This is a genomic window from Kitasatospora phosalacinea (genome assembly GCF_030268885.1).
Taxonomy (GTDB): Bacteria; Actinomycetota; Actinomycetes; order Streptomycetales; family Streptomycetaceae; genus Kitasatospora; species Kitasatospora phosalacinea_C.
Window position 1 is genome coordinate 318,629 of sequence record NZ_BSSA01000003.1, and the last position, 17,822, is coordinate 336,450.

A 17,822-nucleotide genomic window follows, 5' to 3' on the forward strand; every position below is an offset into this window, starting at 1 on the left:
ATGAAGCAGAGTGTGCTGACCCGCTACCGCGCCATGGCCTACGTCACCGGCGTGCTCCTGATCCTGCTGACCCTCGGAGTGGTCGCCAAGTACGTCCTGGACGTCTCGGGCGCGGCGGGCTTCACCACCGCGGTCGGCATCGCGCACGGCTGGCTGTACGTGGTCTACCTGGTGTTCGCCTTCGACCTCGGGACGAAGGCCAAGTGGCCGATGGGCAAGCTCGCCTGGACGCTGCTGGCCGGCACCGTCCCCACCGCCGTCTTCTTCGTCGAGCGCCGGGTGGTCCGCGAGGTCACCCCGCTGATCGCCGCGCCGGAACCCGTCGCCGCCTGACCGCACCCGCACCAGCCGCTCTGCCGGGGCGCCCCTCCTGTCGGGAGGGGCGCCCCTCGCGCGTCCGGGGGTCGCCGTCGACAGGTAGTAGGACGTCCGAGTAAATTGCTAGGACATCCAAGTAGTTCTGCCGCCCCCACGAGGAGCGGCCGCACGGAGCGGGAGTCGGAGCCGATGGACGCCGAGCAGATCGAGGCCGGGCGGCAGCGCTGGCAGCAGCGGTACGACGGGGCGCGCAAGCGCGACGCGGACTTCACCACCCTCAGCGGCGAGACCGTCGAACCCGTCTACGGGCCGCCGCCCGGCCAGGACGTCGAGGGGTTCGAGCGGATCGGCTGGCCCGGCGAGTACCCCTACACCCGCGGCCTGCACCCCACCGGCTACCGCGGCCGGGCCTGGACCATCCGCCAGTTCGCCGGCTTCGGCAACGCCGAGCAGACCAACGAGCGCTACCGGATGATCCTGGAGGCGGGCGGCGGCGGCCTCTCGGTCGCCTTCGACATGCCGACCCTGATGGGCTACGACTCCGACGACGCCCGCTCGCTCGGCGAGGTCGGCCACTGCGGCGTCGCCATCGACTCGGCCGCCGACATGGAGGTGCTCTTCCGCGGCATCCCGCTCGGCGAGGTCACCACCTCGATGACGATCAGCGGCCCGGCCGTCCCGGTCTTCTGCATGTACCTGGTGGCCGCCGAGCGGCAGGGCGTCGACCCGGCCGTCCTCAACGGCACCCTGCAGACCGACATCTTCAAGGAGTACATCGCGCAGAAGGAGTGGCTCTTCGCCCCCGAGCCGCACCTGCGCCTGATCGGCGACCTGATGGAGCACTGCGCCGCGGGCATCCCCGCCTACAAGCCGCTCTCGGTCTCCGGCTACCACATCCGCGAGGCCGGGGCCACGGCCGCCCAGGAGCTCGCCTACACCCTCGCCGACGGCCTCGCCTACGTCGAGCTCGGCCTCTCCCGCGGCCTGGACGTCGACGTGTTCGCCCCCGGCCTGTCCTTCTTCTTCGACGCCCACCTCGACTTCTTCGAGGAGATCGCCAAGTTCCGCGCCGCCCGCCGGATCTGGGCCCGCTGGATGCGCGACCACTTCGGCGCCAGGACCGAGAAGGCGCAGTGGCTGCGCTTCCACACCCAGACCGCGGGCGTCTCGCTGACCGCCCAGCAGCCGTACAACAACGTGGTCCGCACCGCGGTGGAGGCGCTCTCCGCCGTCCTCGGCGGCACCAACTCGCTGCACACCAACGCCCTCGACGAGACCCTCGCCCTCCCCAGCGAGCAGGCCGCCGAGATCGCCCTGCGCACCCAGCAGGTGATCATGGAGGAGACCGGCGTCACCAACGTCGCCGACCCGCTCGGCGGCTCCTGGTACGTGGAGGCGCTCACCGACCGGATCGAGGCCCAGGTCGAGGAGATCTTCCAGCAGATCTTGAACAAAAGCAGCCTGGACAAGGGCAGCGCCGAGCACCCGATCGGCCCGATGACCTCCGGCATCCTGCGCGGCATCGAGGAGGGCTGGTTCACCGGCGAGATCGCCGAGGCCGCCTTCCGCTACCAGCAGGGCGTCGAGAAGGGCGACAAGCGGGTGGTCGGCGTCAACTGCCACCCCCGCAGCGTCACCCCCGAACTGGAGATCCTCCGGGTCAGCCACGAGGTCGAACGCGAGCAGGTCCGCGTCCTGGCCGAGCGCAAGGCGCGGCGGGACGAGGCCGCCGTCCGGGCCGGCCTGGACGAGATGCTCGCGGCGGCCCGCTCCGGCGCCAACATGATCGAGCCGATGCTCCGCGCCGTCCGCGCCGAGGCCACCCTCGGCGAGATCTGCCACGCCCTGCGCGACGAGTGGGGCACCTACCGGGAGAACGCCAGCTTCTAGCGGGCCCCTCGCGCGCCCGGGCGCCGCACACCGCGCCCGGGCGCTGCGCCGCGTCCGCCCCGGTGGCCGGAACCGCCGTCCGGCCTGCCAGAGTTGGTGCCTGCGGTGTCGACCCGACGGGGAAGGGGACGTGACGGATGGGCGGGGGAAGCCTTCTCGCGGAGCGCTTCGAGGAGCACCGGCCGCGGCTGCGGGCGGTGGCGTACCGGATGCTGGGTTCGCTGAGCGAGGCCGAGGACGTGGTGCAGGAGACCTGGCTGCGGCTGGACCGGCACGCCGAGGAGGTGGACAACCTCGGCGGCTGGCTGACCACGGTCGCCTCCCGGGTGTGCCTGAACGAGCTGCGCAGCCGTCAGCGGCGGCGCGAGGAGGAGCTGGACACCCGGGTGCCGGACCCGGTGCTGGCGGCGCCGGAGGGGGACGACCCGGAGGCGGTGGCGCTGCTGGGCGACCGGGTGGGCCTGGCGCTGCAGGTGGTGCTGGGCACGCTGGGCCCGGCGGAGCGGCTGGCCTTCGTGCTGCACGACCTGTTCGCCGTCCCGTTCGAGGACATCGCCCCGCTGCTGGAGAGGACCCCGGCGGCGGTGCGGCAGACGGTGAGCCGGGCGCGCAGGCGGGTGAAGGAGCGGGCCCCCGAGCCGGACCGGGACCGGGCGGCGCAGCGGGCCGTGGTGGACGCCTTCCTGGCGGCGTCCCGGGAGGGCGACTTCGAGGGCCTGGTCGCGGTGCTGGCCCCGGACGCGGTGCTGCGGGCGGACGGCGGGGCGGCGATGGCGCAGCTCAGCAAGGTGATCCGCGGCGCCACGGTGATCGCGTCCTCGGCGCAGGGCTTCCGGCACCTGGCGCCGTTCGCCCGCCCGGTGCTGGTGAACGGCACCTGGGGCACGCTCACGGTGGTGGACGGCAAGCCGGTCTCGGTGATGTCGTTCACCGTGGTGGACGGCCGGGTGGCGCAGATCGACGTGCTCGGCGACCCGGACCGGCTGGCGGCGCTGGCGCTGCCCGCCTGAGTGCGGCTCAGCGCAGCAGGCCGGGGAAGGGCCCCAGCAGCAGGGTGGTGAAGCGGCGGATCCAGTCCGCGGTGACGGGTTCGCCGCTCACCAGCAGCCGGTGCTCGACGGTGCCCGCGATGGTGTCGAAGATGATGCCGACCTCCTCGGCGGCGACGGCCGGGTCGCGGTCCGGGTCCATCTCGCCGCGGGCCTGGGCGTTGGCCCGGCCGAGCTCGACCAGCACCTTCTGCGGCTGGACGATCCGCTCGCGGATGCGGCGGCGCAGCTGCGGGTCGCGGGAGCCCTCGGCGAACAGGGCGAGCAGCGCGGCCTGGGTCTCCGGCAGGGTGAGCAGTTCGGCGAAGCGGGCGACCACGGCCTCGATGTCGGCCTGCAGGCTGCCGCGGTCGGTGCACTCCAGCTGGTCGAAGAGGCTGGCGATGGCGTCGACGACGAGTTCGCTCTTGGAGGGCCAGCGCCGGTAGAGGGTGGTCTTGGCGACCCCGGCCCGCTGGGCGACGTCGCCCATGGTGAGCCCGCCCCAGCCGAGTTCGGCCAGCGCCTCGCGGGTGGCGTCCAGGATGGCCTGGTCGGCGGCGGCGCTGCGGGGCCGGCCCTTGCCGCGGACGGCCACGGCCCCGTCGGCCACGGCCCCGTCGGGCGGGGTCCGGTCGTCCGGCGGGTGCGGCTGTTCGGCGGGCTGCCGGGTGGTGGGGGCCACCGCGCCTCCAGATTGTTTACTCAGAAGTAACTTGGTGGTCCCACGGTAGCGACCGACCGCCCGGACCGGCACCCGCCCGGTACCGGAAAGTGGGACAGCTCACGCCCCGGGAGGGGGCGGGGGGCTTGCGGGGGGAGCCCGGGAGGCAGATACGCTACGACCAGTAGCGAAAGAGCGACGACCGATCGCGCCCCGCTCTCTGGGATCGGGCGGGCGTGCGGCGCGGGTGGGGACCCGCGTCGAACGGTTCGGGCCCCGCCGGGGAGACGGAGGCCCGCTCCGGTGTTTTCCGGCCGGATGGCGCCCGGCACCGGCTCCGGCGGGGGAGGATAGAGCCATGCAGTCACGGAATTCGCGTCTCAACAGCTCCGCCCTGCGCGGTGCGGTGGACCTGGCCGCGGTCAAGGCGGCCGGCGAGGCCGCCCAGAAGGCCGAGCAGACCCGGGCCGAGCGGGCCCGGCAGGCGGCGGCGGGCGAGGGCCCGGCGCTCGCGGACTACCCCCTGGTGCTGGACGTCACCGAGGAGACCTTCGAGGTCGAGGTGGTCCAGCGCTCGGCCGAGGTCCCGGTGGTGGTGGACTTCTGGGCCGAGTGGTGCGGCCCGTGCAAGCAGCTCAGCCCGGTGCTGGAGCGGCTCGCCGAGGAGTACGCGGGCCGGATCGTGCTCGCCAAGATCGACGTGGACGCCAACCAGCTGATCGCCCAGCAGTTCGGCATCCAGGGCATCCCGGCCGTGATGGCGGTGGTGGCGGGCCAGTTGGTGCCGCTGTTCCAGGGCGCCGAGAACGAGGCCAACGTCCGCAAGATCCTGGACCAGCTGATCGCGGTGGCCGAGCAGCGCTTCGGCATCGTCGGCGGCGCGGCGGGCGGCGAGGGCGCGGCGGCCGAGTCGCACGTCCCGGCCGACCCGGCGCTGGAGGCGGCGCACGACGCGCTGGACCGGGGCGACCTGGCCGGTGCGGTGCGGGCCTACCAGAACGTGCTGAGCGACCGTCCGGGGCACGTCGAGGCCAAGCTCGGCCTGGCGCAGGCCCAGCTGCTGCAGCGGGTGGAGCAGCTCGACCCGCAGCAGGTGCGCACCGAGGCGGCGGCCGACCCGAAGGACGTGCAGGCCCAGCTGCGGGCGGCCGACCTGGACCTGGTCGGCGGGCACGTCGAGGACGCCTTCGGACGCCTGGTCGACACCGTCGCGCGGACGTTCGGCGACGACCGGGACGCGGCGCGGCTGCGGCTGCTGGAGCTGTTCGAGGTGATCGGCCCGGAGGACCCGCGCACCGTGGCGGCCCGCCAGGCGCTGGCCCGGGTGCTGTTCTGAGGCCGGGCCCCGGCGGCACCCGATGACATCGGCGGCACCTCGGGTGACCTGCGGTGTCGGCGACGATTTGACGACTTTCGGGTGCCTTCGGGGCGCGTTTACCAAATCTTGATAACACCCCTCCGCGGTCACCGGAAGTGACGGCGGAGGGGTGTTTCGTCTCTGTTTCCCCGGGTTGGCACCGCCCGGGCATGTGGTTTCGGTCACCCTCCGTCGCCGCGCCTTCGATTCCATGATCGCCCCTGTGTGCTGTTGGATTACCCGTCAGTAACGGACCCCTTGTGCTCGGCCCTGGATTGGACCACGATCGGCGACGCCCGGTCCCTCGGCGACGAGGGGTCCCCACCGGGTGAGGGCAGGGGGGTAACCGCAGATCCCACGCGGCGGTTCCTGGCCTCACGACGGTCGCGCAGCCCGCGCGGCCGCACGGTTGTCGCTCGGGGGTGATCGCCGCTGCCGTCCCCACGGCCGCAGGCGCTCTCCGCTACCGAGGACGTAGCTCTCTCCCATCCCGGGCCGGACCACGTGCGGGACGCACCGGAAAGGCCGGAGATGTACGTCCTAGAAGGAGGACACGCATGTCCCAGTCCTACGGCAAGACCCGCTGGAAGCGCTTCGCCCTGGTGATGGTGCCCAGCGTCGCGGCCACCGCCGCGATCGGCGTCTCGCTGGCCAACTCCGCGCTGGCGGCCTCGTTCTCGGTCTCCGGCCAGCAGTTCAAGGTCACCGTCGAAGACCTGCAGGGCAACAACTTCTCGCAGTTCGGCGGCGTCGACGTCGAGGCGAACGGCAACCCGCACCCGGTGGCCATCTCCGCCTTCGACAGCGCCACGCTGAAGAACCTGTGCCAGTCGGTCGTCACCGACCTCGGCCCGCTCGGCAAGTGGACCCTGGTCCTCAAGGCCGGCAACAGCACGGACCCGAACAAGCAGGTCAAGGCCCAGCAGCTGCTGATCGACCTCAACCAGCTGAACGCGGACGCCGAGTTCAAGAACATCAACATCGGCCAGGACGCGGCCACCCTCAAGGGCAGCGCGATCGACAAGCTCAAGGCCGACGGCGGCAAGGTGCCGACCGGTGCGCAGGGCTTCGCGCAGTCCGCCGAGACCGCGCACCTGACCGGCGTCCAGCAGACCGCCTGGGCCACCTCGGCGGGCACCTTCACGCTCAACGGCCTGAAGCTGAACATCAACCAGGGCTCCGGCGCCGGCGTCGAGTGCTACTAGTCCGCACCCGAGGGCCCCGCTGAGGGCCCGACGGCAGGACAGCCGCGGGGCGGGGGACGGTCGCGCGCCGTCCCCCGCCCACCGCACCCCGGGCACGCCCGGGGCCGTCCGCATTCCCCCCTCGGACCCACCATCGAGGAGTCGCACCATGTCCAGCGCAACCGTCGAGGCCTGGCCCGAGGGCCCGGCCGGTCTGGTCGGCCGCACCCGGCGCGGCTTCCGCACGTGGCGGCGTACCCGGCCGTTCTGGGGCGGGCTGCTCGCGATGCTCGCGGGCGTGCCGATCCTGTACTTCCCGTACGCCCACCTGAGCCTGGGCGGGCTCACGGTGGCGATGTCCACCACCGCCGGGGCCGGTTCGCTGATCATCGGGGTGATGCTGATCGTGCTGGGCCTGACCGCCTGGTTCCAGCCCGCGGTGCGGATCTTCTGCGGCGTGGCGACCACCATCCTGGCCCTGATCTCCATCCCGGTCTCCAACCTCGGCGGCTTCGGCATGGGCCTGCTCCCGGGCCTGGTCGCCGGCGGCCTGCTGGTGTCCTGGGCACCCCTGCAGCCGCTGCCCGAGGCGGCCGAGCGGGCCGCGGCGGCGCCGGACGAGGCGCCCACCGCCCAGCTGCCCGCGCAGGCCGCCGCCGAGCAGCCGCTGGAGTACGGCGCCGCCCCGCGGCCCGCGGCCGAGGAGGAGCAGCAGTGAGCGGCTCCGAGCAGCCGGGCGTCCCCGGCCCGCGGCACGCGGTGCCGCGGGAGGGCGTCCGGGCCCGCCTGCGCGGGCGGGCGCTGGCGATCGCCGCGGTGCCGACCGCGCTGCTGATGGGCGCCGCCTACGCGCCGACGCTGGCGGCGGCCGCCGACCCGCAGGCCGGGAACTGCGCCCCGGACACGGTGCTCGAGGAGACGCCCGTCCCGAAGAGCGAGATCAAGGTGCAGCCGGACTCCTCGGTGAGCCGGGCCGCGGCCGTCGGACAGGCCCCCGCGGGCAGCGCCGCGGCGGTGCCCGCCACCCTGGCCGGCACCGGTGCGGGCACCGTGCAGTCCGCCGTCTACACCGTGCCGAAGGCGGGCGCGGTGACCGGCGGGGTGCAGCAGGCCGGGGCGATCGACGACTGGTGGAACAACCTGCTCCACCCCGGCGCGAGCGCCTCGCCCGCGCCCGCCGCGACGCCGTCCGCGGCCCCCACCACCACCGCCCCGAAGAGCCCCGCGGCCACCCCCGCCCCGTCCGCGTCGGCGCCCGCAGCCTCGGCCCCCGCAGCCTCGGCCCCCGCCGCGTCGGCGCCCGCGCCCGGCGCCCCGGCGAGCACCCCCGCCCCGAAGGGCGGCAGCACCGCCAGGAGCACGCCGTCCCCCTCGGCCCCGGCCTCCGCGGACCCGAACTGCCTGGTCAGCACCGAGGGCCTGGCCGCGAAGGCGGCCCCGGCGGGCCACGTGGTGCCGGACCAGAACTGGGTGCTGCACTCGACCCGGCTGGCGCTGCACGGCTCGGTGTTCAACGGCGTCTACGACGTCACCACGGAGAGCGGCACCAAGCGGGTGCTGAAGTTCACCACCGACAGCGTCGACATCGAGAACCTCGACATGTCGACGATCCAGGTCCCCGGCCTGACCTTCCACGTGAAGAGCCGCCCGGGCTCGACCTCGACCATGCGCAACGGCCCGATCACCATGTACGTGGAGAGCCTGTCGGGCAACCTCGCGGCGGTCTACGGCCTGCCGATCCCGATCGACCTGGGCACCATCACGCTCACCCCGGACACCCTGCCGAAGTGGCTGTGGGACCTGCTGGGCGCGGTGCCGATCCCGCTGGACCTGACCCTGACCGACGCCAAGGCGGTGCAGGCGGGCCAGTTCGGCGGCGACCTGACCATCCCCGGCATGCGGCTGTTCAACGACAAGGAGCCGTACGACGGCTGACCGCCGCCGCCACGGAACGCCGCAGGGGCGGGACCCGGTCCTCGGGTCCCGCCCCTGCGGCGTTCCGTGCGTCCAGGCGCCCGTGCGGGTGCTCAGCCGTCCGAGCGGGCGCCCAGGTGGTGCACCTGCACCATGTTGGTGGTGCCCGGGATGCCGACCGGCACGCCGGCCGTGACGATCACGGTGTCGCCCTCGGCGAGGCGGTTCATCTTCAGCAGCTCGCGGTCGAGCTGCTCGACCATCTCGTCGGTGGTGGCCACCTGCTCCGAGACGTACGCCTCGACGCCCCAGCTCAGCGAGAGCTGGTTGCGGGTGGCGACGTCCGGGGTGAAGGCGATCACCGGGATCGGCGAGCGGTAGCGGGACAGGCGGCGGGCGGTGTCACCGGACTTGGTGAACGCGACCAGCGCCTTGCCGTCGAGGAAGTCGCCCAGCTCGCACGCGGCACGGGCGACCGAGCCGCCCTGGGTGCGCGGCTTGCGGCCCGGGTTGAGCGGCTGGAGGCCCTGCGAGAGCAGCTCCTCCTCGGCCTTCTCGGCGATCCGGCTCATGGTCTTGACGGTCTCGACCGGGTACTTGCCGACGCTCGACTCGGCGGACAGCATGACCGCGTCCGCACCGTCCAGGATGGCGTTGGCGACGTCGGAGACCTCGGCGCGGGTGGGCCGCGAGGCGTGGATCATCGACTCCATCATCTGGGTGGCGACGATGACCGGCTTGGCGTTGCGGCGGGCCAGGGTGACCAGCTGCTTCTGGACCAGCGGCACCTTCTCCAGCGGGTACTCGACCGCGAGGTCGCCGCGGGCCACCATGATCGCGTCGAAGGCGAGGACGATCTCCTCCATCGCCTCGACGGCCTGCGGCTTCTCGATCTTGGCGATGACCGGCACGCGGATGCCGACCTCGTCCATGACCTTGTGCACGTCGTCGATGTCCGCGGCGTTGCGGACGAAGGACAGCGCGACCATGTCGACGCCCAGCTGCAGGGCGAAGCGCAGGTCGTCCTTGTCCTTCTCGGAGAGCGCGGGGACGTTGACCGCCGCGCCGGGCAGGTTGATGCCCTTGTTGTTGGAGAGGACGCCGCCCTCGACCACGACGGTCTTCACCCGCGGGCCGTCGACGCTGACGACCTCCAGGGCGATGACGCCGTCGTTGATCAGGATCGGGTCGCCGGGCCGCACGTCGCCGGGCAGGCCCTTGTAGGTGGTGCCGCAGATGTGCTGGTCACCGGGGACGTCCTCGGTGGTGATGGTGAACGTGTCGCCGTTGTCAACGGTCACCGGGCCGTTGGCGAAGGTCGCCAGACGGATCTTGGGGCCCTGCAGGTCGGCCAGCACGCCGATGGTGCGGCCGGTGTCCTCCGAGACCTGGCGGACGCGGCGGTACCGGTCCTCGTGCTCGGCGTGGGAGCCGTGGCTCATGTTGAGGCGGGCGACGTTCATGCCCGCTTCGACGATGGCCTTCAGCTGTTCGTAGGAGTCCGTCGCAGGACCCAGGGTGCAGACAATTTTCGCTCGGCGCATATCCGTCAGTCTATCCGTTCGTGTTATCGGTGCATTCAGCTCGAATCGTCAGATATCGCCAACGAACATTCCGAGGGGTGGGATACTGACGGGTAGTCATCCCGCGCGGGGCCTACACCGCGTGGACCAGCGCGAACGTCTGCCGGGCGATCTCCAGCTCCTCGTCGGTCGGCACCACCGCGACGGCGACCCGCGAGTAGGACGGCGAGACCGTCCGGGCCTCCCGCGAGCGCACCGCGTTGAGCTCCGGGTCGACCGAAATGCCCAGCTCCTCCAGATTGGCACAGACCGCGGCCCGCACCTCGGCGGAGTTCTCCCCGACCCCCGCGGTGAACGCCACCGCGTCCACCCGCCCGAGCACCGCGTAGTACCCGCCCAGGTAGCGCCGGATCCGGTGCACGTACGCGTCGAACGCCAGCTTGGCGTCCTCCTCGCCCTCCTGGGCCCGGCGCACCACCTCGCGCATGTCGTTGTCCCCGCACAGGCCCAGCAGGCCGCTGCGCCGGTTCAGCAGGTCGTCGATCTCGTCGATGCTCATCCCGCCGACCCGGTGCAGGTGGAACACCAGGCCCGGGTCCGCGTCGCCCGAACGGGTGCCCATCACCAGGCCCTCCAGCGGGGTCAGGCCCATCGAGGTCTCCACGCACACCCCGCCCGCCACCGCGGAGGCCGAGGCGCCGTTGCCCAGGTGCAGCACGATCACGTTCAGCTCCGCCGGGTCCCGGCCGAGCAGCCGGGCGGTGGCCCGCGAGACGTACTGGTGCGAGGTGCCGTGGAAGCCGTAGCGGCGCACCCGGTGCTCGTCGGCCGTCCTCCGGTCGATCGCGTAGCGGGCCGCGTGCTCGGGCAGCGTGGCGTGGAAGGCGGTGTCGAACACCGCGACCTGCGGCAGGTCCGGGCGCAGCTTCCGGGCCACCTCGATGCCGGTGATGTTGGCCGGGTTGTGCAGCGGCGCGACCGGGATCAGCCGGCGGATCTCGGCCAGCACCGCGTCGGTGACCAGCGTCGGCCGGGTGAAGCGCAGCCCGCCGTGCACCACCCGGTGGCCGATCGCCGCCAGCTCCGGCGAGTCCAGGCCCACCAGGTCCTTCGCCAGCTCCTCCGCGACCGCCTCCAGCGCCACGTCGTGCCCGTCGAAGCGCCGCACCGTCTCGCGCGGCTCCCCGGTCAGCGGCAGGTGCAGCAGCCGCCCGCTCGCCTCGCCGATCCGCTCCACCAGGCCGGACGCCAGCTTCGCGCCGTCCAGCATGTCGATCAGCTGGTACTTCACCGAGGACGACCCGGCGTTCAGCACCAGGACACGGGTACCAGTGGTCACTGCGCGCCTCCTGCGGCGGGGGACTCGTCGCCGGGCGCGGCCCCGGCGGGCTGGGACTGGATCGCGGTGATCGCCACGGTGTTCACGATGTCCTCCACCAGGGCGCCCCGGGACAGGTCGTTCACCGGCTTGTTCAGGCCCTGCAGCACCGGCCCGACCGCGATCGCCCCGGCCGAGCGCTGCACCGCCTTGTACGTGTTGTTGCCGGTGTTCAGGTCCGGGAAGACCAGCACGGTGGCCCGCCCGGCCACCGCCGACCCCGGCAGCTTGGTCGCCGCGACGTGCGCGTCCACCGCCGCGTCGTACTGGATCGGCCCCTCCACCAGCAGGTCCGGCCGCAGCTCGCGGACCAGCTCGGTCGCCTTGCGGACCTTGTCCACGTCCGCGCCCGAGCCCGAGGTGCCGGTCGAGTACGACAGCATCGCCACCCGCGGCTCCACCCCGAACTGGGCCGCCGTCTCCGCCGACTGGATCGCGATGTCGGCCAGCTGCTGGGCGTCCGGGTCCGGGTTGACCGCGCAGTCGCCGTACACCAGCACCTTGTCGGCCAGGCACATGAAGAACACCGAGGAGACGATCGCCGCCCCCGGCGAGGTCTTGATCACCTCGAAGGCCGGGCGGATGGTCGCCGCCGTCGAGTGCACCGCGCCGGAGACCATGCCGTCCGCGATGCCCTCCTGCACCATCAGGGTGCCGAAGTACGAGACGTCGGCGACCACGTCCAGCGCCCGCTCCACCGTCATGCCCTTGTGCGCCCGGGCCTTCGCGTACAGCTCGGCGAACTGCTGGCGCAGCGGGCTGGCCGCCGGGTCGACGATCCGCACCTGGGCGCCCGCGTCGCCGGGCTGCGGGAACTCGATGCCCAGCGCGGCGACCCTGCGGTGCACCGCGTCCGGGTCGCCGAGCAGGGTCAGGTCGCAGATGTTGCGGCGCAGCAGCACCTCGGCGGCGCGCAGCACCCGGTCCTCGGTGCCCTCCGGCAGGACGATGTGGCGGCGGTCCGCGCGGGCCCGCTCCAGCAGCGCGTGCTCGAACATCATCGGGGTGACCCGCTCGGACCGGCTCAGCTCGATCCGGCTGGTCAACTCGGCGGTGTCCACGTGCAGTTCGAACAGGCCGAGGGCGATCTCGGCCTTCCGCGGGCTGTTCGGGCCGATCCGGCCCTCCAGGTGGGTGAGCGCCGCCGCGGTCAGCCAGGAGCCCTCCGACACCTCCGCCACCGGCGTCCCCGGGGCCAGCCGGGAGGCCAGCGCCATCACGTTCGGGCCCGGGTGCTGACCGAGGGTCAGCAGCACGCCCGCGATCGGCGGGGAACTCGCCGCGTGCGCCGCCAGCGCCCCGATCACCAGGTCCGCCCGGTCGCCCGGGGTCACCACCAGCGCGCCCTCGGTCAGCGCGTTCAGGAAGGTCGGCAGCATCGCCCCGCCGAACACGAAGTTCCGCACGTCCCGGGAGAGCCCCGCCGCGTCGCCCAGCAGCACCGTCGCCCCGGTCGCCTCCACCAGCTGCGCCACCGTCGGCGCGGCCAGCGCGGGCTCCTCCGGGATCACGTACACCGGCACCGGCAGCTTCTCGGTCAGCGTCCGCTGCACCTGCTGCTTCGCCCCCGGCCGGACCCGGTTGGCCACCATCGCCAGGATCGAGCACCCCAGGTCCCGGTACGCCCGGTGCGCGTTGCGGACCTCCGCGACCACCGCCTGCGGGTCCTCGTGCCGCCCGCCCACCACCGGCAGCACGCCCGCCCCGAACTCGTTCGCCAGCCGGGCGTTGAACGCCAGCTCGTCCGGGATGTTGGTCTCCGAGAAGTCGGTGCCCAGCACCAGCACCGCCTGGCAGCGCCGCGCCAGCTGGTGGAAGCGGTCCACCAACGCCGAGACCAGCTCGTCCTGCCCGCGGGCCGCCTGCAGCGCCGCCGCCTCGTCGTACGTCAGCCCGTACAGCTCCGACACCGGCAGGTCCAGCCGGTACCTGCTGCGCAGCAGCTCCACCACGTGGTCGCTGCCCGCCCCGTCCCCGTCCGGCGCGTGCACCAGCGGCCGGAACACGCCCACCCGGTCCACCTGACGGGTGAGCAGTTCCATGACCCCGAGCTCCACGGCCTGCCGGCCGTCCCCCCGGTCGATCCCGGTCACGTACACGCTGCGCGCCACGGTGGAGTTCTCCGTCCGGTCGTCCAGGGCATCGGTCATACCGACCATACCGTCGTACAACACGGGGAACTCGCTGCGGCACTGCGGCTACCGCCGCACGGGTCGGCGGCAGCCGCGGTCGGCGCCCGGCGGGGCCGACGGGGGCTCAGCGGGCCGGGCGGAGCCAGACGGTGGCCAGCGGGGGGAGGACGAGTTCGGCCGAGCGCGGCTGGCCGTTCCACTCCTCGGGCTCGGACTTCACCGGGCTGGAGTTGGCCACGCCGCTGCCGCCGTACTGCTCGGCGTCGGTGTTCAGCGCCTCCTCCCACGCCTGCTCGGCGCCCTCCAGCCGGGGCAGGCCGACCCGGAAGCCGTGCCGGACCACCGGGGAGAAGTTGCAGACGGCGACCAGCGGGCTGCCGTCGGCCGCGAACCGGACGAAGGACAGCACGTTGTCCTCGGCCGCGCCGCCGTCCAGCCAGCTGAAACCGGCCGGGACGGTGTCCTGCTCGTACAGCGCGGGGGTCGCCCGGTAGACGCGGTTCAGGTCGCCGACCAGGCGCTGCACGCCGCGGTGGTCGCCGTGCGCGGGCCAGCCCTCGTCCAGCACCCACCACTGCGGGCCGTGCTCGTGGTCCCACTCCGCGCCCTGGGCGAACTCCTGCCCCATGAACAGGAGTTGCTTGCCCGGGTGGGCCCACATGAAGCCCAGGTAGGCGCGGTGGTTGGCGCGCTGCTGCCACCAGTCGCCGGGCATCTTGGAGACCAGTGCCTGCTTGCCGTGCACCACCTCGTCGTGCGAGATCGGCAGGACGTAGTTCTCCGAGTAGGCGTACACCATCGAGAAGGTGATCTCGTTGTGGTGGTACTTGCGGTGCACCGGCTCCTTGGAGATGTACACCAGCGAGTCGTGCATCCAGCCCATGTTCCACTTCAGGCCGAAGCCCAGGCCGCCGCTGTCGGTCGGCCGGGTCACGCCCTCCCAGGCGGTGGACTCCTCGGCCACCGTCAGCACGCCGGGGCAGCGCCGGTAGACGGTGGCGTTCATCTCCTGCAGGAAGGAGGCCGCGTCCAGGTTCTCACGGCCGCCGTACTGGTTGGGCGTCCAGGCGCCGCCCTCGCGGGAGTAGTCGAGGTAGAGCATCGAGGCCACCGCGTCCACCCGCAGGCCGTCGACGTGGAACTCCTCGCACCAGTACACCGCGTTGGCGACCAGGAAGTTGCGCACCTCGGTGCGGCCGTAGTCGAACTCCAGCGTCCCCCAGTCCGGGTGCTCGGCGCGCAGCGGGTCGGCCGGCTCGTACAGCGGCTCGCCGTCGAACCGGGCCAGCGCGAAGTCGTCCTTCGGGAAGTGCGCGGGCACCCAGTCGACCAGCACGCCGATGCCGTGCCGGTGCAGGGTGTCGACCAGGTACCGGAAGTCGTCGGGGGTGCCGAGCCGGGCCGTCGGGGCGTAGAAGCCGGAGACCTGGTAGCCCCAGGAGCCGCCGAACGGGTGCTCCATCACCGGCATGAACTCGACGTGCGTGAAGCCGAGTTCGTTCAGGTAGCCGGGCAGCACCTCGGCGATCTCCCGGTACGAGGTCAGCTCCGGGCGCCAGGAGGCGAGGTGCAGCTCGTAGACCGACATCGGGGCGCGGTGGTGCACGGCCCGGGCGCGCCGCTCCATCCACTCGGCGTCCTGCCACGCGTGGCGGGAGACCGTCACCACCGAGGCGGTGTCCGGCGGGCACTGGGTGGCCCGGGCCAGCGGGTCGGCCTTCTCCACCCGCTGCCCGTGCCGGGTGAGGATCTGGTACTTGTACTGCTCGCCCTCGCCGACCTCCGGCAGGAACACCTCCCACACGCCCGAGGAGCCCAGCGAGCGCATCGGGTGCGCGGTGCCGTCCCAGTGGTTGAACGAGCCGATCACCCGCACGCCCACCGCGTTCGGCGCCCACACCGCGAACGCGGTGCCGATGACCCCGTCGACCGTGCGCACGTGCGAGCCCAGCGCCCGCCACAGCTGCTCGTGCCGGCCCTCCCGGATCAGGTGCAGGTCCAGCTCGCCCAGCGTCGGCGCGAACCGGTAGCCGTCCTCCTGGACCAGCGGCTCGCCGCCCGGGTAGGTCACCCGCAGGGTGTAGCGCGGGAAGCGCTGGCCGGTCAGCAGGCCGGTGAACAGGCCGCCCTGCTGGTGCGTCAGCTCCGCCGGGCCCAGCTCGGTGTCCACCACCACCCGCTCCGCGAACGGCCGCAGCACCCGGATCGCGGTGCCCGTCGGCAGCTCGTGCGCGCCCAGCAGCGCGTGCGGGTCGTGGTGCGCGCCGGAGACCAGCCGGTCCACCTCGGCGGGCGGCAGCGGGGCCTCCGGCAGCCGCAGCGCGCCCCCGTCGGACTGCGGCCGCGCCGCGGCCGGAGCGGCGCCGGCCGCCCCCGCCCGGGCGGCCGGCTTCGCCGCGGCGGCCTTCGCCGGGGCCTTCGCGGGAGCCTTCGCGGCGGACTTCGCAGCGGGCCGCCCGGGGGTGGCCTTGCTGCGCGGGCCGCTGCGGAACGTGGCCGGGACGGCCGGTTGGCGGTCGGCGGACGGGTCGAGCGGACCGAGCGGGCTCACGGCGGAATCCTCCAGGATCGGGGTGCCTTGCGCGGGGACGCGGGGAACTGGTCTGCGGGGACGGGGGGTCGACGGGGCGGAGGGATCGGGTGCGGGTGCCGCGGGTGGGCGGGACCGGCGGGTGGTGCGGGGGAACGCGGTGCGCCCGGCCGTCCCCGCGGGGGCGGCCGGGCACGGGTCAGACGGTGTCGGCGAGGCGGTTGATCGCGGCGAGCGGGATCGGCAGCCAGCTCGGCCGGTGCCGGGCCTCGTACACCACCTCGTACACCGCCTTGTCGATCTCCAGTGCGCGCATCAGCTCCGGCGTCCCGGCCGGGTCGAGGCCGCCGCCCGCGGTGTAGCCCGCGCAGTAGGCGGCCCGGTTGCGGGCGGCCCAGGCGGCGGCGAGCTGGGCGAGTTCCGGGTCCTGGCCGGGCGCGCCGGCCAGCAGGTGGGCGGCGGCGTAGTCGAAGGAACGGAGCATCGCGGCGACGTCCCGCAGCGCGGGCTGCGGGAGGCGGCGCTCGGCCAGCGGCTTGGCGGGCTCGCCCTCGAAGTCCAGCAGCACCCAGCCCTGCGGGGTGCGCATCGCCTGGCCCAGGTGCAGGTCGCCGTGGATGCGCTGGACCTGCAGCCCGTCCAGGTGGGCGGCGGTGAGCTGCTGGAACGCGGCGCGCAGCGCCGGGCGGTAGCGCATCAGGCCGGGGACGGCGGTGACCGCGGAGTCCAGCCGGTCGGCCATCGCCCCGGCCAGCTCGGCCGTCCGGGCCCGGTCCAGCCGGGCGGTGGGCATGGTGCGGGCCAGCACCCGGTGCACCTCGGCGGTGGCCCGGCCGAGCCGGTGCGCCTCGATCGCGAAGTTGCCGGGCGAGGGGTCGCCCTTGAGCCGGGCGACCTGGTCGAGGGCCAGCTCCCAGCCGTCCTCGGCGTCCTCCAGGTAGCGCTGCAGCAGGCCCAGGGTGGCGGGCTCGGAGCGCTCCAGCCGGCACTCGAACCAGGCGGCGACCCGCGGGATGCGGGTCGATCCGGCCCGGGACAGCGCCAGCGAGAGCTCCAGGTCGGGGTTGGTGCCCGGGCTGATCCGGCGGAACAGCTTCAGGATGAACGCGGTGTCGTAGATCACCGAGGAGTTGGACTGCTCGGCGGTGGACGCCCGCCCCGGCAGGTTGCCCGGCAGGCCCGGGCCGGGGGTGCGGCGGAAGGAGAGCGAGCCGAAGCGGTCGCCGGTGGCCAGGTGCTCCAGCAGCCGGCCGGTGAGTTCGGGGTCGTGCACCGCGTCGTACAGCGTCGCGCCGTCGTAGGTGCCGCCCTCCAGCCGCCCCAGCACCGCCATCGGGCCGACCGACGCGGGCTGCTCCGAGCGGATGCCCAGCAGGAGCTGGTAGACGTCCCCCGGCCCGGCGGTGGCGCCGCCGTGCTCGACCCGCAGCAGCAGGTGCAGCAGGGCGGGGTCGCCGACCTGCAGCGGGGTGCCGACCACCGGCGTGAGCGCGGCGATCGGCCGGCCCTTGCCGGCGTACCAGCGCTGGGTGGGCAGCCACTCGGCGATCAGCGGCAGCGCCGCCTGGACCAGCTCGCTGACTCCGGCGGCGGTTCTCCGGACCCCCGGTGCGCGCGTGCCCACCTGCCCGGTGGCGGCGTCGGAGGGCTCACGGTGCACGTGGGCTTGAGAACGGGAGGGTTCGGACATGACTCCCTTTCCCCGGAAGCGGGCGGCTGCCCGACGAATCGTGGCCGGGCCCAGCAGTCTTCCGGATTTCGGCGGCGCGGCGGCGACGGCACGCGAGCAGCGGCTCGGTGTCACGCCTTCGTGTGGGTGGCCGTTGGGCTGTTCTCCGTACGCGGTGGTGCGAAGACCCCCGGGGGCGCACGAGGCTTCTCGCGCGCCCGCGGAGGGTGACGTC

Annotated in this window: 13 protein-coding genes; 7 read left to right on the forward strand and 6 right to left on the reverse strand. The window is 73.5% G+C overall.

Features of this window, described 5'->3' with window-relative positions; translation table 11 throughout:
* The 3 genes from QSK52_RS07540 to QSK52_RS07550 all read left to right on the forward strand — a co-directional run bounded on the left by QSK52_RS07540 (nucleotide 1) and on the right by QSK52_RS07550 (nucleotide 3,218).
* Nucleotides 1-333 (forward strand): DUF3817 domain-containing protein, encoded by a 333-nt coding sequence (locus QSK52_RS07540; RefSeq protein ID WP_285734944.1) that lies wholly within the window; start codon nucleotides 1-3, stop codon nucleotides 331-333.
* Between the two features lie 174 nt (nucleotides 334-507).
* Nucleotides 508-2,208: an acyl-CoA mutase large subunit family protein gene (locus tag QSK52_RS07545; RefSeq protein WP_285734945.1), complete on the forward strand. Its 1,701-nt coding sequence runs from the start codon at nucleotides 508-510 to the stop codon at nucleotides 2,206-2,208.
* A 137-nt stretch (nucleotides 2,209-2,345) separates the two neighbouring features.
* Nucleotides 2,346-3,218 carry a sigma-70 family RNA polymerase sigma factor gene (locus QSK52_RS07550; RefSeq protein WP_285734947.1) on the forward strand — a complete coding sequence of 291 codons (873 nt, stop codon included), beginning with the start codon at nucleotides 2,346-2,348 and terminating at the stop codon, nucleotides 3,216-3,218.
* Nucleotides 3,219-3,225: 7 nt separating this feature from the next.
* On the opposite strand, the gene QSK52_RS07555 is transcribed toward QSK52_RS07550, so the two are convergent.
* Nucleotides 3,226-3,921, reverse strand: coding sequence for a TetR/AcrR family transcriptional regulator (locus QSK52_RS07555; protein ID WP_435053182.1), 696 nt, complete (start codon nucleotides 3,919-3,921; stop codon nucleotides 3,226-3,228).
* Nucleotides 3,922-4,258: 337 nt separating this feature from the next.
* Here QSK52_RS07555 and QSK52_RS07560 point away from each other — a divergent pair, with 337 nt between their 5' ends.
* The 4 genes from QSK52_RS07560 to QSK52_RS07575 all read left to right on the forward strand — a co-directional run bounded on the left by QSK52_RS07560 (nucleotide 4,259) and on the right by QSK52_RS07575 (nucleotide 8,376).
* Nucleotides 4,259-5,236 (forward strand): tetratricopeptide repeat protein, encoded by a 978-nt coding sequence (locus QSK52_RS07560; protein ID WP_285734949.1) that lies wholly within the window; start codon nucleotides 4,259-4,261, stop codon nucleotides 5,234-5,236.
* A gap of 578 nt (nucleotides 5,237-5,814) precedes the next feature.
* Complete coding sequence (locus QSK52_RS07565) at nucleotides 5,815-6,462, forward strand: DUF6230 family protein (RefSeq protein ID WP_285734951.1); 648 nt, start codon at nucleotides 5,815-5,817, stop codon at nucleotides 6,460-6,462.
* 148 nt (nucleotides 6,463-6,610) lie between these two features.
* Complete coding sequence (locus QSK52_RS07570) at nucleotides 6,611-7,159, forward strand: DUF6114 domain-containing protein (RefSeq protein ID WP_285734953.1); 549 nt, start codon at nucleotides 6,611-6,613, stop codon at nucleotides 7,157-7,159.
* Nucleotides 7,156-8,376, forward strand: a complete 1,221-nt coding sequence (locus QSK52_RS07575; protein ID WP_285734955.1) for a hypothetical protein — start codon at nucleotides 7,156-7,158, stop codon at nucleotides 8,374-8,376. The genes QSK52_RS07570 and QSK52_RS07575 overlap by 4 nt, the downstream gene beginning before the upstream one ends.
* Nucleotides 8,377-8,468: 92 nt before the next feature.
* Here the strand turns inward: QSK52_RS07575 and pyk are convergent, their stop codons facing one another.
* The 5 genes from pyk to QSK52_RS07600 form a co-directional block, all read right to left on the reverse strand.
* A complete protein-coding gene (pyk, locus tag QSK52_RS07580) occupies nucleotides 8,469-9,899 on the reverse strand; it encodes a pyruvate kinase (RefSeq protein WP_285734957.1) in 1,431 nt (476 codons plus the stop codon).
* A gap of 112 nt (nucleotides 9,900-10,011) precedes the next feature.
* Nucleotides 10,012-11,217: an acetate/propionate family kinase gene (locus tag QSK52_RS07585; RefSeq protein WP_285734959.1), complete on the reverse strand. Its 1,206-nt coding sequence runs from the start codon at nucleotides 11,215-11,217 to the stop codon at nucleotides 10,012-10,014.
* Complete coding sequence (gene pta, locus QSK52_RS07590; RefSeq protein ID WP_285735113.1) at nucleotides 11,214-13,367, reverse strand: phosphate acetyltransferase; 2,154 nt, start codon at nucleotides 13,365-13,367, stop codon at nucleotides 11,214-11,216. The genes QSK52_RS07585 and pta overlap by 4 nt, the downstream gene beginning before the upstream one ends.
* A 145-nt stretch (nucleotides 13,368-13,512) precedes the next feature.
* The gene (gene glgB / locus QSK52_RS07595; protein WP_285734961.1) at nucleotides 13,513-15,939 is read right to left on the reverse strand and encodes a 1,4-alpha-glucan branching protein GlgB; all 2,427 of its coding nucleotides are present in this window, start codon (nucleotides 15,937-15,939) and stop codon (nucleotides 13,513-13,515) included.
* A gap of 178 nt (nucleotides 15,940-16,117) precedes the next feature.
* A complete protein-coding gene (locus QSK52_RS07600; protein WP_285734962.1) occupies nucleotides 16,118-17,608 on the reverse strand; it encodes a maltokinase N-terminal cap-like domain-containing protein in 1,491 nt (496 codons plus the stop codon).
* Nucleotides 17,609-17,822: the final 214 nt, after the last annotated feature.

Bases quoted from the DNA above. Each gene is read 5' to 3' on its own strand.
- QSK52_RS07540 (WP_285734944.1), top strand. From the start codon at position 1: ATGAAGCAGAGTGTGCTGACCCGCTACCGCGCCATGGCCTACGTCACC.
- QSK52_RS07545 (WP_285734945.1), top strand. From the start codon at position 508: ATGGACGCCGAGCAGATCGAGGCCGGGCGGCAGCGCTGGCAGCAGCGG.
- QSK52_RS07550 (WP_285734947.1), top strand. From the start codon at position 2,346: ATGGGCGGGGGAAGCCTTCTCGCGGAGCGCTTCGAGGAGCACCGGCCG.
- QSK52_RS07560 (WP_285734949.1), top strand. From the start codon at position 4,259: ATGCAGTCACGGAATTCGCGTCTCAACAGCTCCGCCCTGCGCGGTGCG.
- QSK52_RS07565 (WP_285734951.1), top strand. From the start codon at position 5,815: ATGTCCCAGTCCTACGGCAAGACCCGCTGGAAGCGCTTCGCCCTGGTG.
- QSK52_RS07570 (WP_285734953.1), top strand. From the start codon at position 6,611: ATGTCCAGCGCAACCGTCGAGGCCTGGCCCGAGGGCCCGGCCGGTCTG.
- pyk (WP_285734957.1), bottom strand. From the start codon at position 9,899: ATGCGCCGAGCGAAAATTGTCTGCACCCTGGGTCCTGCGACGGACTCC.
- QSK52_RS07600 (WP_285734962.1), bottom strand. From the start codon at position 17,608: ATGTCCGAACCCTCCCGTTCTCAAGCCCACGTGCACCGTGAGCCCTCC.